The organism is Mastigocoleus sp. MO_188.B34, assembly GCF_030065675.1.
Lineage (GTDB): Bacteria > Cyanobacteriota > Cyanobacteriia > Cyanobacteriales > Nostocaceae > Mastigocoleus.
Genome location: NZ_JASJDK010000115.1, coordinates 12455 through 27496, shown reverse-complemented (window position 1 = coordinate 27496; position 15042 = coordinate 12455). Strand labels below are relative to the sequence as shown.

The 15042-nt window shown below is 37.1% G+C and carries 9 protein-coding genes; 3 read left to right on the top strand and 6 right to left on the bottom strand.

Annotated features, from left to right (window positions below):
• Positions 1-297: 297 nt before the first annotated feature.
• Both QNJ50_RS22270 and QNJ50_RS22265 read left to right on the top strand, forming a co-directional pair.
• Positions 298-1668: an NB-ARC domain-containing protein gene (locus QNJ50_RS22270; RefSeq protein WP_300639634.1), complete on the top strand. Its 1371-nt coding sequence runs from the start codon at positions 298-300 to the stop codon at positions 1666-1668.
• A 394-nt stretch (positions 1669-2062) separates the two neighbouring features.
• Positions 2063-2299, top strand: coding sequence for a hypothetical protein (locus tag QNJ50_RS22265; RefSeq protein ID WP_300639631.1), 237 nt, complete (start codon positions 2063-2065; stop codon positions 2297-2299).
• Between the two features lie 120 nt (positions 2300-2419).
• Here QNJ50_RS22265 and QNJ50_RS22260 read toward each other — a convergent pair whose 3' ends face one another.
• Together QNJ50_RS22260 and ruvC are read right to left on the bottom strand one after the other, a co-directional pair.
• Positions 2420-2794, bottom strand: a complete 375-nt coding sequence (locus QNJ50_RS22260; RefSeq protein ID WP_300639628.1) for a zinc ribbon domain-containing protein — start codon at positions 2792-2794, stop codon at positions 2420-2422.
• Between the two features lie 149 nt (positions 2795-2943).
• Positions 2944-3435 (bottom strand): crossover junction endodeoxyribonuclease RuvC, encoded by a 492-nt coding sequence (gene ruvC / locus QNJ50_RS22255; protein ID WP_300639625.1) that lies wholly within the window; start codon positions 3433-3435, stop codon positions 2944-2946.
• Positions 3436-3857: 422 nt separating this feature from the next.
• Between ruvC and QNJ50_RS22250 the strand changes: the two genes are divergently transcribed.
• On the top strand, positions 3858-5255 hold the full coding sequence (locus tag QNJ50_RS22250; protein ID WP_300639623.1) for a gluconeogenesis factor YvcK family protein: 1398 nt from the start codon (positions 3858-3860) through the stop codon (positions 5253-5255).
• Between the two features lie 189 nt (positions 5256-5444).
• Here the strand turns inward: QNJ50_RS22250 and QNJ50_RS22245 are convergent, their stop codons facing one another.
• From QNJ50_RS22245 to QNJ50_RS22230, 4 genes are all read right to left on the bottom strand, one after another.
• Positions 5445-7844: a ComEC/Rec2 family competence protein gene (locus QNJ50_RS22245; RefSeq protein WP_300639620.1), complete on the bottom strand. Its 2400-nt coding sequence runs from the start codon at positions 7842-7844 to the stop codon at positions 5445-5447.
• 298 nt (positions 7845-8142) lie between these two features.
• Positions 8143-12570 (bottom strand): cadherin domain-containing protein, encoded by a 4428-nt coding sequence (locus QNJ50_RS22240; protein WP_300639617.1) that lies wholly within the window; start codon positions 12568-12570, stop codon positions 8143-8145.
• Positions 12571-12760: 190 nt separating this feature from the next.
• On the bottom strand, positions 12761-13324 hold the full coding sequence (locus tag QNJ50_RS22235; protein WP_300639614.1) for a hypothetical protein: 564 nt from the start codon (positions 13322-13324) through the stop codon (positions 12761-12763).
• Positions 13325-14223: 899 nt separating this feature from the next.
• The gene (locus QNJ50_RS22230) at positions 14224-14997 is read right to left on the bottom strand and encodes a sulfite exporter TauE/SafE family protein (protein WP_300639611.1); all 774 of its coding nucleotides are present in this window, start codon (positions 14995-14997) and stop codon (positions 14224-14226) included.
• Between the last annotated feature and the right edge of the window lie 45 nt (positions 14998-15042).

Below are 15042 nucleotides of genomic sequence, written 5' to 3'. Positions count from 1 at the left end.
TCATAAATAGGATTACTATATAATAGGGTTTATTTGCTTATCAAATTTTTTGCTGACAAAATGCTCCAGCAGAGAATTTTAAGTTTTGATTTTTTATATTTATTCTTTATTACACTTATTTGCGTAGTTCCTGGGATACTTCATTTTGAAAATATTTCTCTTGATAAATAACTCCTACACAAATAAGTGTAATAAAGAATAAATATAAAAAATCAAAACTTAAAATTCTCTGCTGGAGCATTTTGTCAGCAAAAAATTTGATAAGCAAATAAACCCTATTATATAGTAATCCTATTTATGACTACTGAAGAGGCTTTAAACATCGCAGACCAAGCCATTTCTGCATTAACTGGTAAGTTTTTGACTGATTTACAAAGTGAGTTATTAAAAGCATCTTGGAAAAATCAAACATATGAAGACTTTGCGGAAACTCATGGTTATTGCTTAGACTACGTTAAAAAAGATGTTGGTTCTCAACTATGGCGTTTACTATCTGAAGGATTGGGAGAGAAAGTAACCAAGAAAAATTTTCGTCAAGCATTGGAACGACATAAAGAGCTTCAGACAGTTGTAAATTCTCAGGAAAAAGAAAAACAGTGGGATCTGGGTGATGCACCTGACACTTCAGTTTTTTACGGGACTGAAAAAGAATTAGGAACTCTTAAAAATTGGGTAATACAAGATAAACGTAGATTAATTGCAATTGTGGGTGTTGGTGGAATAGGAAAAACCGCTCTCGCTGGACAGTTAATGGAACAGGTAAAAGATAAATTTGAATATGTTATTTGGCGTTCGCTACGTCACACCACGAACCAAAAAAATATTGTCGGAGAACTAGTTTATTTTTTCTCAGATAAACAAGACAGAGAAACTAAAAGTGAAACTTTACTTCAATACTTACGTTCTTCTCGTTGTTTAGTAATTTTGGATCGTTTTGAGACAATTTTGGAACCAGGAAAATTAACTGGAGAATATAGTCGAGGGTATGAAGAATACGGAGAATTATTAAAACTCGTTGGAGAAACAAATCACCAAAGCTGTTTTCTTCTTACTACTCGCGAAAAACCATTTGAAATAAGTGGATTGGAAGGTCAAAAGTCATATGTCCGTTCTTTGCATCTCAAAGGTTCTTTGGAAACAGCACAAGCTTTAATTGAGCAGGAAGGATTATCTGGCTCTGAAAAAGAAAAGCAAGAGTTATGCTGGAATTATGGTTGCAACCCTAAAGCCTTGAAAATTTCTTTTACTTCCATTAATGACCTATTTGATGGTGAAATTGGAAACTTCCTGGAACAAGATACAATTGTTTTAAATGGTATTCGTCGCTTATTAGATTCACAGTTTGCTCGTCTATCTTCATTAGAGCAAATCATCATGTATTGGTTAGCAATTAATCGTAGCTGGATTTCAATTCCAGATTTAGTAAAAGATATTACTCCGGTAGTTCATCAAAAAAAGATATTAAAAGCTATCGAGTCTTTACATCGACGTTCTTTAGTAGAAAAGCGCTCGAGTAAATACACACAACAACGAATGGTAATGGATTACACTAAAGAATTATTAATTGAGGGAATTACAGATGAATCAATTGACCAAAAGATTTCTTTGTTTAGTGACGACACATTACTGAAGAAGGCTTTCAAGGATTATGTTACAAAAATTCTTTAGCTTGTACTAATAAATATTACAGTTGGATTTCGAAAAGCTAAAAAAATCCCAATAAGAAAGGAATATCGTCCTCAATCTCTGCAAAATGATGCAGAGACACTCGTCAGCTTTCTAGAAAATATAAATAAAATATTAAAATAAATCAAAATTTACAAAAAATATGCAAATTTAGATACAAAGTAGTTTTTTTTCGACGATACAGTTTGAACGACAAAATTTAAAATGTCAAAACAAGGTTTGTGCTCTGAAGCCAATATTTTAAATTATGTTTAGGCGTAACTATTTATAAACCAACAAAAGAAGACGCTTGGTTCAAACATGGTTTTGCTATTAACTCTTCCACTTAGTTTATTGAAACAATAGATTCTTCTCACTACTGGGAGCTAAAGCTTTCATGAATTTCATGCAGGTATTATCTGAATTTTTGGCAAATAGATTTCCTTTTTGGGGTGTTTGTCATTTGAGTTTCGATCCTAATAACAGAACTCTTTATATTCGCTGTAGGAGTTCGAGAATCAGAACATCAGTTCTCAAAGATGCATCTAAATTAATAGATTTGGATATTGGTATTTATAAATTTGTTGTGACTCATCCGGATCATTCTGATATAATTATTCAACCATCGTCTTAATTTCAAAGCTATCGTAAAAATTCTATAGGTATTGAAATCTTTACTATTTGCTAAGCGAAACTTTTATAATTTTAAGTTTCTTTTTCCTATTTTATTTGCCTGATGAATTTCCCAATTAACTTACCCAGAAGTTACTAAGGCAAAAAGAAAACAAATTAATAGCAAACACAGTAACAACATAAAAAACTGATTGCGTTTTAACCAAAATCTTAACTTATTACTAAATCTATTTGCTTCTTGTTGCTGTTTTTGTTCTAATTCTTGGACTCGAATGTCTTCGTATAAGGTACATTCTGTCGCATAAGGTCGTTTGGGAAAATTACAAGTATCATCACTGTGATAAACACAGGTATCGCACAAATACTCTTCATTGGTAGAACGATGTAAAGGAATTCCTGGATGTCCGTAAGCTTTTAGCTGGGTACGACAAAATGGACAGGTAATAGCTTGAGGTTCAATGTGCTGCTTACAGCGGGGACAGGTTGTGGTATCCACGGTAGATACAAGTATTTGGGTGACAATTTGATTCTAGCTTTTGTTCGTAATTGCTTACAGGTAAAATCAAATTGATTATGCGATGAGAACGTCCATACCTCAAGGATTTCTCGTAGATATTTTTTGCAAGTGTTCTATCGGACATAACATTAAGATTGAAACCAAGCAGTTAATGCGATCGCTAGTGCATCAGCAGCATCATCCGGACGAGGAACGTAGTCTAAATCAAGTTCCTGTGCTACCGCTTCTTGAACTTGGTATTTTTCCGCGTTACCACGACCAGTTAAGGCTAACTTAATTTGAGAAGGGGCAAATTCAACGGTATTAAGGGATTGCTGTGCCAAAGCCAACATTATAACCCCTCTAGCTTGTGCGACCAAAATAGTATTCGACATTCGGTAGAAGAAAAATTTTTCTATTGCAACCAAGTCCGGTTCCCATTCCTCTATCAACGTATGTAAATCATCGTGTAAAGTGCATAATCTTTTCCCTAAATCAGTTTTTGCTGGGGTACGAATTACACCAAAGTCAAGTAGTTGCACAGCATTATCATGAATTTGGGTTTGATTTGTCTGACAATTGATTATCCCAAATCCTAGAATTGCTAAACCCGGATCTATTCCTAAAATACGTTTTTCCATTAGTTTTTATTGATGGGGAGTGTGAATCCGGTGTTTTCAATTTGGTAACCAACAACGAACGGTGACTAGTATAGCGTAGGTGAAGACTGGTTTTTGCAAGGGAATTTTATGGTCAGAATCCGGAATTGAAACACGATTGAGTGATTGTTTAATGCGATCTATGTTTAGATGAAATTAACTAGAGCACTTTAAGTTTTTATAAAGGTACTTTATTTTCGTAAATGTAGGGACATCTAACCATCTAAAATTTATTCAGGGTATCATTCTGGAGATGGATATGTTCACAAACATGCGGACAACTGTAATAAAATGCGTAAAATCTAACAGACAAAGAAAATGTAATAAATCCATACCTAGGGAATAAACCAACTGTTGTACATTTTCAATAGATCAAAATTTACAATTATGTTGCATTTGTTGCTATGTCAATAGGTTTTTTCAGACACGCCTTAAATATTGTGCAACAACAGTCTCGCAGGCGTACCACCCATCGAATAAACCAATGGTTTAAGTGGTTATCACCCGGACTATCTGTGAAACGTTGGTTGTTGATTAGTGTGAGTGGTGTAATCCTTGCTTGTTTGGGATTAGCAATTTGGGTCAGACTCACCCCAATTTACAGGATAATTCAATTATTTAAGATTTTCTTAGAGTTTATAACTGACATTGTACCTTATTATGTCAGCGGTCCAATTGTTTTATTGTGTGGTTTAATTTTGTTGTTATGGGGACAAACTCGTACTGTTGGTTCCGTAACTGAGGTATTTAGACCCCAGGGTGAAGAGGAATTGGTTGATGCCTTGATGGCACATCGTCGCCTGTACAGAGGACCAAAGATTGTCGTTGTTGGTGGCGGTACGGGACTTTCTACTTTGTTAAGGGGGCTTAAAGCTTACAGCGCGAATATTACCGCAATTGTAACCGTTGCAGATGATGGTGGATCTTCGGGAAGATTGCGTCGAGAAATTGGTGTTTTACCGCCAGGAGATATTCGTAATTGCTTGTCTGGTTTAGCGGATGAAGAAAAGTTATTGACAGAGCTATTCCAATACCGTTTTAGTGCTGGAGATGGTTTGAGCGGTCATAGTTTTGGTAACTTGTTTTTAACCGCTATGAGTGAAATTACTGGGGATTTGGAAAGGGCTGTTGCAGCAAGTTCTAAAGTATTAGCAATTAGAGGTCAAGTTCTTCCGGCAACTTTAAGTGACGTTCAACTTTGGGCAGAATTAACCGATGGTCGTCGTATTGAAGGTGAATCTAATATTACTGAGGCAGGTGGTAAAATTGCCAAAATTGGTTGCACTCCAGAGGCTCCACCAGCTTTGCCTACGGCAATTAAAGCTATCAAAGAAGCTGATTGTATAATTATGGGACCTGGTAGTCTTTATACTAGTGTAATTCCCAATCTTTTGGTTCCAGAGATTTCTGATGCGATCGCAGCTTCCACATCTTCGCGTATTTATGTCTGTAACATTATGACTCAACCGGGAGAAACAGATGGGTATAGTGTAGCCGATCACATTGAAGCAATCGATAAGGCTTGCGGTCGGCGTTTATTTAATGCAGTTTTAGTCCACAAAAAGTCTCCGTCTTCCCGCGCTTTATTTCGTTATGCGAAGGAAAAATCCCATCCCGTATTCATAGACCGTGAAGCAATAAGTAAATTAGGAAGAAGGATCGTACCTGCAAATGTAATCCAAGAAGATGAAGTTGGTTATGTCCGTCATAATCCCCATCAATTAGCAAGGGTATTATTACGTTGGTATAGTCGGACTCCACACAAAATGAGCAGATTCAAGAAGATTTACTCTAAGAAATAATTCAATATCATCGGTGCTTTTAAACAAACAGTGTGAGTCTATCAAAATAATTTCTTTAGTCAGCAATTGTATTTCTTCAACAATACTCTACATTAATCGCTACAGTTGTTAGAACATTTTTCTATTCTTGGTTCCCTATTTGATATTTATCTTAATGTTCTTTTTTTGCTGCTTTCCATTTTTTGGTTGTTACATAACTGACGTTTGATTCTCATTTTGCTGGATTGTAGCTTCAAACTTATTTTCTGGCGTCCATTTTATTGCACCATCGCTTTGAGTAAAGAAGATTTGTGTTTGTGTTTCTTTTTGAATTTTTGATAACAGAGATTTTGTTTGTTGGGAATTTGGGTTAGAAATGATGGCAACTTCAGGCTTCAGAAGTCTAATTAGTTTTTGCCAAGCATCACCTGAGTACCATAGTACTTGAGGACGAGATAAATGATTATTTTCAATCGTATTAAATAAATTACTGCGTTTGAGGTTACCTACCAATAGCCAGCTTTGATTTTTTATTTGGATTTCTAATATGGGAATCTGATTATCGATTAAATTTACGATTGCTGTTCCTAGATTAATAGGAGTTCCTAGTAATAAGGGTTGAGATATAGTTTTTTGTACTTGTAATTGCTCCCGGATTATTTTCTGGGAAAAATTTCTATTTGAATCAGGAGAAGAATATTGATAGAAGTTTTTGAAGGAAAAATTTTGCAATAATGTTAACCAACCACTTTGGGTCTCATTCTCAAAATCATTAGCGATCGCAGCAAAAATTTGATTTACACCTTGTTGTTTTAAAAAAGGAATTATTGTGAATCTAGCTGTTTGTTCGCTACCGCTATTGACTAATGTTACTTCTCCTCGGTTTTGGATTGCTACTACTGGTTCTGTTCCTGAAGCCATGACTGTAACTTGAAATAAATTACTAGAATTATGCCAAGCAGGAATAAAGACTAAAGTTATTGCAATTAAACTACCCAACCACCATCTACGTCTAAACCTAGCGAACAAACAAACTAAAAGAATGATTCCGTAAACAGTTAATAACTGCCAAATAGCAATTTTACCCAAAGCAATGGAACTTCCTGGTAGCTGACTAAAAAATTCAACTAATTTAATCAACCAATCTGTAGGTACATACAAAAATCCGGCTAAACTACTTCCCATATCTTGAGCAGCTACACCCACTAAAGCACTAATAATTCCGCCAATACAGATTGCAGAAATCAATGGTGTACTGATGATATTAAGCAAAATACTATAGGGTGGGACAACTCCAAAAATATACAACTGTAAGGGTAAAGTCCAAATTGTTGCAGCAACAGGAACTGATATGAGGGAAGCAATAGCAGGTGGTAACCAATTTAAACCTTTGGTAATAGGAGGAACAGTGGTAATTAAACCTAAGGTGGCTAAAAAACTAAGTTGGAAACCCAAATCCCAAATCCACAAGGGGTTTATGATTAATAGTAATGTTGCAGCTACTAATAAAGATCCCAAATGCTTTACTTTACGTTTTAAACCGATCCCTAACAAAGCTGCAAATCCCATAATAGCTGCTCTGAGAACTGAAGCTTGGAAACCTGTAAGGCTAACAAATATAATCAAAGCAATACAGCCAGCACTAAATTGTATTCCTCGGCTCAAACGCTTAGTAAGATTTAAAACCAATCCTAAAATCAGGGAAGTATGAAATCCTGAAGCTGCGATTACGTGAGCTAATCCTGCTTTAACAAATAAATCGCGAATGTCATAGGGTAAATCGACAGCTTTGTTTCCCAAAACCATTGCACTGAGCATTGGACCTTGGGGAACCCCCAATCCCGCAAGATGCGATCGCACAATTTTTTGGCGAATTTTCCACCATCCCCATCCTTGGGTTTCCTCGAGAATATTCACTTGACGTCCACTCAAACCTGCAAAAGCTCCTTGTCTTTGCAGATACTTTTGGAAGTCAAAGCCTCCTGGGTTACTTGCCGGTTTCGGTTGATATAAAATTCCCGTAACAGCAATTCGTTCGCCGGGATGCAAACCAGTAGCTTGAAGAAGAGGGACGGTAACATATAGTTTACCGTTTACACCTTTAGTATTATCATCTGCATTTTGTTGTCTTACTTGATCTATTTGTTTGGGTTTTAACCAAAACTGTCCCCTTCCAGAACGGGTTAAGCGGGGTTTACTTGTTACTTCACCTCGGACAATGAATACTTGTTCTTGAAAATTGTTATCTGATTTGGGGATAAACCTGCTAATATCATTTGGAAGCGGTTGCGGCAGTCTATATTGAAGGTAAAAACTTGCTAATACACCAACTAAGCCTCCAATCAACCAGGTAATTGATTTTGGTTTAATTGACTGTGAATTAATTGACCGTGAAGTACTGTTCGCCAGAGATGACTTTTTTTGTTTTGATGCTGATTGTCTAATTTCTTGAGTCGGTTTGCGCAGTGATATGTGACCTCTTCTAGTTCTAGTTAAAAATGCGCCAACTAGACCTATCAGGAGAATCCAAAAACCTCCCCCAGGAATTGTTGTAGATAACAACCCAAAAATGTAACCTAGACAGATAATGATACCAGTAGCCCGAAGCATCAGAATAATTGCAGAATATCTGGCAATGATAGAAACGTGATTATAGCTCTTTTCTGCTTGGACAACTACAAATCAGTTAAAACAGACATTAATTTGGTGACACCAACATAAAATAATTACCAGAAAAAAGCCAGCGATAAGGAGCTCATTTTTCTGGTTCACAAAATATAAAAAACTGGAAATATAAAAAAACTGGCGCTCAAAAATCAAAAGTATGACTTTACAGGTTTTGAGCGCAAGTTTTTTCAGAGATGTATCGCGATCTAATTGTAGGACAGGAGCAAAATTTCAAACAGTTTTAAGTTGTTGGAACATTAACTCGTACAATTACATCATTGAAGTCATTATCTCCACCACCAGATAAATCTTCAAAACCAAAGCTATTATCACCAAGTAAGCGAATGTGGTCAGCCCGATCAGTATTTGCTCCCAAGAAGGAGAAGTAGACTTCTGCATTGTTATTAATTGCTTCATCCACAGTTCCATCTACAACGATGAAGGGAGCTAAAATACTTCCACCGTCGAAAGTTCCATCAAAGGTAGCAGTCTGCTGGTTGTCAGTTTGAAGCAAGTCTAAACCTGTGATGCGATTTGTTAAAGCAGCTTCTGTATATCCACTATCACCAGGATTCAAATCTGCCACACCATCACCATCTATATCAATACCACCATTAGTATCAGTAATTTGATAGAAACCAACAAGGTTATCAAAATTCGCTTCCCTGTGTACTTCAACATTCACTGATACTTGACCGGTAATATCCCTCAAATCGATAATTTCATTTTGTGTTTGTCCCTGTAAATCAGTACCGGAAGTAGGAGTATCTTGAGTAAGTTGTACGCTTAACTCCATATCTGTGAAGTCACCATTACCTATTTCATCTGACCAGTTTAATTTAAAGCCTTCTTTTGCAAGGTCAGATACTTGTAGATTGGAGGAGTCGGAGAAAAATATGGGTAAACTTGTTGTTCCAGTTGATTTTAAATCAGCAAGTGCTGTGTCAGTCGTACCGTTAGATACTAGATAGAAGCCCAAACGTGCATCGGAATCAACTTCAAGTATTCTCTCAATATCTTCTAAGTCAAATCCAGTAGGGCGATTTGTAATTGCTGAAAAGATGACTTGTGCTCTTTCTAAAGCTGCTTGAAGATAACCGTCTGAACCGGGAGCTAACCCATCAATATTACCGTTTTCATCATCTACAACAAATACACCCACCTCATTGACATTTTCTGTGTTGTTGTTAGCTAAAGTAAATTTGATGTTGGTGGGGTCTCCTCCATTCAAAGCAAAGAGACCATTTTGACTCTGAATAGTATCAAACTCAGCGGGAGGTACATCGGTAAGATTAATGGTGATATTCGCTGTATAACTTAAATTATCCGTATCTGTTGCTGTAACCTCTAAATTGAAACTAGGAGTGGTTTCAAAGTCTAGGTCATCTTTGTCATTAACAGTAATTACTCCTGTAGAGGGGTCAATTGCGAAAGCTAGGTTAGTATCATTATCTGGATCAAGATTACCGTTGGCTATGGCAAAGGTTAGGGCGTCATTTTCGGGATCGGTTGCGGTAATAATGCCTACTTGTGTTTCTTCTTCGCTATTTTCATCTATGGTGAAGGTAGCATCATCAACAGTAGGTTTTTCCTCCTCATCAGTAACGCTAATAGTCAATTCTTGGTTTACTGTCTCACTTGCATCAGAAACAGCAACTTGTACTTGGTAATTGTTATCACCATCACTATCGGTAGCATTTTCAAAGTCGGGAGCGTTGTTAAAAGTTAACTCACCACTATTGTTGATACTAAATAATTCTTGGTCAACACCACCACTAATACTGAACGTTAGGTCATCACCATCTGGGTCTTCTACGGTAATTGTTCCCACATTCGTTGTGTTTTCTGAGACTGAGAAGTTGGGGTTACTCGTGATGGTTGGTGGAAAACTAAAGGCTATGGTGGTAAAAGCATCATCATCTGTACCCGAACTTAAGACTGTAAAATCATCAGCACTGAAATCACCTGTAAGGGTTATGGATGAACCACCATTGAATGATATAAGGCTATTTCCTCCCACAGAAGTCACTTCTAAATCCGCAAAAGTAGCTCCAAGAACAACTATTTTGTCTTCATCCCCAAAGTCTTGAATCGTGTCCCCATTGAGTTCGCTGGCTGTTCCACGAACGATGTCGTTATCGGCACCAAGAGTAATATCATCGATATCGGCTCCTGGTTCGATAATGTCGTCTCCTTCGCCACCATTGAGAGTATCTTTTCCAGTTCCACCTCGTACAATATCATTTCCGGCTTCACCAAGAATCGTGTCAGCATCTGAACCACCATCAAGAGTATCATTTTCACCACGTCCCTCAATCTGGTCATTTCCTGGTCCGCCAAACAACACGTCTTGAACACCATCGCTTCCGATGAGAGTATCATCTCCATCAGAACCAGCTTCAGTTACTTCTCCTGTTATTTCTGCAAGAGCAAGACGAACAGCATCAGCAATATTCTCACCATCTCTATCTAAAGTTACAGTAGAACCACGCCCAACTACAGCTTCAATATTTTCATAAGTACTACGAACATCTGAAGTTACAGCAAATATGGGAGTCGCTCCAACAGTTGAAAGAGTGTTACTTACTTCCGATAGCAGAAGCTCCACACCATCATCAGATAAATCAGGAATAATGCCATTTCCAGTATCGTCAGGGGCAATAATTTCTTCATCAGGAAAGTCATTTGTACTAGATATGCCAATAGTCTCAGTATCTGTGCTTGCAGATACTACATCACTAAAGCCCGAAGTAACAGTAATTCCTTCGTTCTCAAGAAAGTTTAGGATATTTGTTTCATCTAACCCATAATCAGCTGCACTGTGGGCAGGTGCGTCAGTAGCAATTAGAATAATCTTACGAGAATTTTCCCGTAAGTTCAAACCGATGCCGTTAGCAGCACGCCATAGACCAACATATTGTGCTTCTGGAATATCATTTCCATTTCTGGTTGATAATCCTGCAAGAGCAGATTCAAAATCCGCAATAGAATCTGTCAAGGATAGGTCTGCATTGTAAAGATAATCTCCCGGAACTCCATAGGGACTAACTGGTTGGTCGATAAATGATGCAATGGCAAACTGTGAATTTGGATCGCTTGAGCGTACTGAGTTTGTAATACTACGTGCGCTTGAGACAAAATTGGGAAGGTCATCAGAGAATGACCCGGATAAATCTACAAGAAAGATAAAGTCTATAGGAGGACAGTCAAGATTATCACTAGTTAAATCAATTGTGCCATCTTTAAAACGAGCCTCTTCAATATTTTGTAGAATATCAGAACCATCAATCATTTCTCCCCGTACATGGGAAATAGTGATAGCACCTGTTGTTTCGTCACGAGTGATGTCATAGTCGGCACAATTACCTGAGTAAATAGCAACATCATCTCCATCACCACCATCTAAGGTGTCATTTCCACGACCACCTACAATTTCGTCATTTCCAACACCACCTTGAAGATTGTCGTTACCATTAGCGCCATGAAGAAAATCCTCGCCCCCGTTACCTTTGAGGGTATTGTTGAACTCATTACCAATTAAGAAATCATTCCCGCCAGAAGCGGTGGCGTTTTCAATTTCAACACCATTAGCAATAGAATAACCACCTAAATCATAATTTGTTGCAGTTTCAAAAATACGGGAGAAGAAACCACCAGCATGGTAATTTGGGTCTTCAATATCATTCTGGAATTCATTTGGAAGCTCAGAATAGTGGTTTGCAAGCTTTACTTGCTCAATCCATTCTTGTGTTTCTGCATCATCAGTAGTTGAAAGCGTTGCATCATTTAAATTTAAGACTACACGCTTAGAACCACTGTAAACAATTTCATCCTTAGCTCCTGTATCCCATATTGAAAAGAACGCACGACCAATTTGTACTGTTCCATCGCTACCATCTACGTCTAGTGAACCTGTTGTGCGATCTACTAACGTATAAGTAGTATCAGTGTTGTTTGTATTAGGGTTTGCACCATACATAGCCTGGAGAGCAGCAATATCTAGCGGAGAAGGGGTTACTGCATGACCATGATTGCGAAAAGTCTGTACATCACGCCCACCTACTTCATAAGACAAAACTGTGTATCTTTCATTATCAAGTACAATATCTCCAGTTGTTCCACTGCTAGATACCGCCGTTGTTCCTCCACCAGTGTCATGAGGATGACCAAGTCCTATACCATGTCCCAATTCGTGCATTGCTAGGAATCTTGGAAATTCGGAACCACCTGCTTCAGCTGGAATACGTGAAGATATAGCTGAAGAAGTTGTATTGAGCTGCATATAGCTCTCATAATCGGATGATGAAGACCCCATCAAGTTTTGACCGGGAAAGTTCATCCTACCAAGTGGTCCGAAATTATCAATTCCAACGACTTTAATATCGGCATCGCTAAAATTTGTTTCTAGAGTAAAGGTTAAATTAGAAACTTGCTCATAAGCGGCAAAAGCATTCAAAACAGCCGTACTTAATGCAGTTTCACTGGCAGTACCACCGTCAAGAGCATTAAATGTTTCTGAACCGCTAAGTGAAATATTTGAATTAACCTCAGCCCCATCGCTAGTTGTAGCAAATGCGTATGTGAGATTCGTGGTGTCCCAAATTGTCTTACCTTCTATTGGAGCTACCACTGCACCTGCACTTGGAGTATGGTTCTTTATTCCAGCCATATTTTTTCCTTCCTTCTAGTTGAATTATGTTTTTGGTATTTTTTTCATTAGTTCGATTCGATTTGGGACATCTAAGAAATAAAATGTCCGACTGTTTTATAAAACTTCTGAACAAAACAGGACTATGTGGCGATGTTGCTCAACCAATAGCGACACCGACGGTGGTACATAATTATTTTCTATAGGTACCTTAGTGGTTTGTTTTCACAGATGATTCCAGAAAATCGTTAATCTGTTGCAGTACTTTGATACGCATCTGACGTGTTGAAAATTTTTGATCGATTTTTGTTTTCTGAGCTGAGAACCAGAACGTGACTCCATCCCGTCTAAAGCGTCCTTCAAAGATAGGCATATAAGGACCGTCAAGTGCAACATAGATGTCACGACTCAAAGGAGCCAGTGGATCGGGTTTACTCGTTACAACTCCCTGAGCACGAATCATAAGCCGATCAATTATCCACTCATTTTCTGGACGATGCAGGTAATGGATGGAATAAGGTGAAGCCTTACAAAATGCATCTGGCGGACATTCTGATTGAAGTTCAGCAATACGCCAGGGGTTTGCGACACGCCAGAAAAATTCAGTTACATTGATTTCTTCACCCGGATCTGCCTCTTTAAGAATTGAATCGGCTTCAGATGCATTGTTGCTATTCCAAAAGTAGGTAGAAGGAACAGCAGCAAAATCGTCTTCCTCGTATAATTTCAGGGAAATACCTGTTGTAGAAATCCATTGATTCTTGCCTTTCTTCATCCATCTGACATTGGTTTGGCATGAAGATTTGATGGATTGAAACACAACATCTTTAGCTTTAATTACAGACGCTTCCCCTAACAAGTAGGCACAACACAAGGGTAATACAAAAGCTAAAATAATTTTAATTTTAATGTTCTTCATAAAAATCATAATCTTGTAGCTTTAGTATAAACCCATACAATATAGAAAGAATAATTAAAAAGCTAAAATGATGCTATTGTTTTTCACGGACAAATTAACAGAACTGAGATAAAAAATAAGGAAGAAAAAGCTTTAAAAACAATTATGGCAAGAAATCAGGACTTACACATTTGACAGAATAGGGAAAATACGAGGTATGTATTTTAGGCGTCAAATATCAATCTTTCAATATTGTTTATGTATACCCTTTAATCATAAAATTATCGAGAATAGTCTGAAATAACCTATTTTATTTCACATATAGTAGTAACCCCTTACTACAGATCAAATAAACTTATTAATATGCAAAAATACAATCCTTATGAAGCTTCTGCTCATAAACCAAAATATATAAACTTGACAACACGTATACTATTACGCGTGCATTCGATGAGTTTGTCATTTTTAATACTTTTGATTTATTTGTACGCAATGATATTACTAAAGTAGCAGAAAATACTTTTCATTAACTGGTATTAGTGTGTATGTATGCAAATCACGTTTTCCCAAAAATTTATTATTATTAATAATTGATTTAGAGTTTGAAGCTAGTAGAGACGATTTAGTAATCGTCTCCCAAGAATTTTAAATGCAAACAAATAAATAGTTAACGTCACACAGTGTCAAAAAAATAATACGGCACAGTACTACTTTTGTAACGTGCCATTATATTGTCTTCCAATGCAAAAGACTCAAGCAAAATTTGAAACCGTTTTTTATCTCTGCACCAAAATATATCCAGCAACGGCAATAATAAAGTAGCCAAAACTTTTTTGTAATAGCTTGGGCTTAACAAATCTAGTTAAATATGCACCGGATAAAGTACCCAAGCTTGCAGCGATCGTAAAAATTATCGTTATGTTTACATCTACAGGTACCTGACCAAAATAACCAGCAAATCCAGCAATGGATTTAAAGGTGATTATTAATAATGACGTTCCCACAGCTTCTTTCATTGGTGTCTTACCTAGCAAAACCAATGCAGGGATAATCATGAATCCACCCCCAACACCAACAAAACCAGTAATGATTCCTACCACAAATCCTTCAATTGGAATGGCAAATAGGCGATATTTATCGTCATGTTTCTCTTCTAAGTAATGCTGTTTGTGAGTTTCAGAGGAATAGCTACTTTTACGAATCATAAAAAAAGCAGCTACTACCATCATTGCCGCAAAAGAAATTAACTGAATTGTGGGATCGACTACGGGAAGTGAGGCAATTCTAGCACCCAGATATGCTCCTAACATTGCAGATGGAGAAAAAAGTAATGCAGTTTTAAAATTTACATTACCTTGTTGCCAATGAGGGATAACACCTATAAGACTAACTGTACCAACGATCGCTAATGTCATAGCTACAGCAGACTTGGTCTCTACTCCCATGACATATTTGAGAATTGGTAGGGCTAAAATAGAACCGCCTCCACCAATCAATCCTAAAGTGACACCAATGCAAACTGCCAAGAATGTTCCAAGTATCAAGTTCATAATACTTTAATGCATATTATGCATAATATTTGTAAGTTGTAATAT

Excerpts from the sequence above, each read along its gene's own strand:
- QNJ50_RS22250 (WP_300639623.1), top strand. The coding sequence starts at position 3,858 with ATGTCAATAGGTTTTTTCAGACACGCCTTAAATATTGTGCAACAACAG.
- QNJ50_RS22245 (WP_300639620.1), bottom strand. The coding sequence starts at position 7,844 with ATGCTTCGGGCTACTGGTATCATTATCTGTCTAGGTTACATTTTTGGG.
- QNJ50_RS22240 (WP_300639617.1), bottom strand. The coding sequence starts at position 12,570 with ATGGCTGGAATAAAGAACCATACTCCAAGTGCAGGTGCAGTGGTAGCT.
- QNJ50_RS22230 (WP_300639611.1), bottom strand. The coding sequence starts at position 14,997 with ATGAACTTGATACTTGGAACATTCTTGGCAGTTTGCATTGGTGTCACT.
- QNJ50_RS22235 (WP_300639614.1), bottom strand. The coding sequence starts at position 13,324 with ATGAAGAAAGGCAAGAATCAATGGATTTCTACAACAGGTATTTCCCTG.
- ruvC (WP_300639625.1), bottom strand. The coding sequence starts at position 3,435 with ATGGAAAAACGTATTTTAGGAATAGATCCGGGTTTAGCAATTCTAGGA.
- QNJ50_RS22265 (WP_300639631.1), top strand. The coding sequence starts at position 2,063 with ATGAATTTCATGCAGGTATTATCTGAATTTTTGGCAAATAGATTTCCT.
- QNJ50_RS22270 (WP_300639634.1), top strand. The coding sequence starts at position 298 with ATGACTACTGAAGAGGCTTTAAACATCGCAGACCAAGCCATTTCTGCA.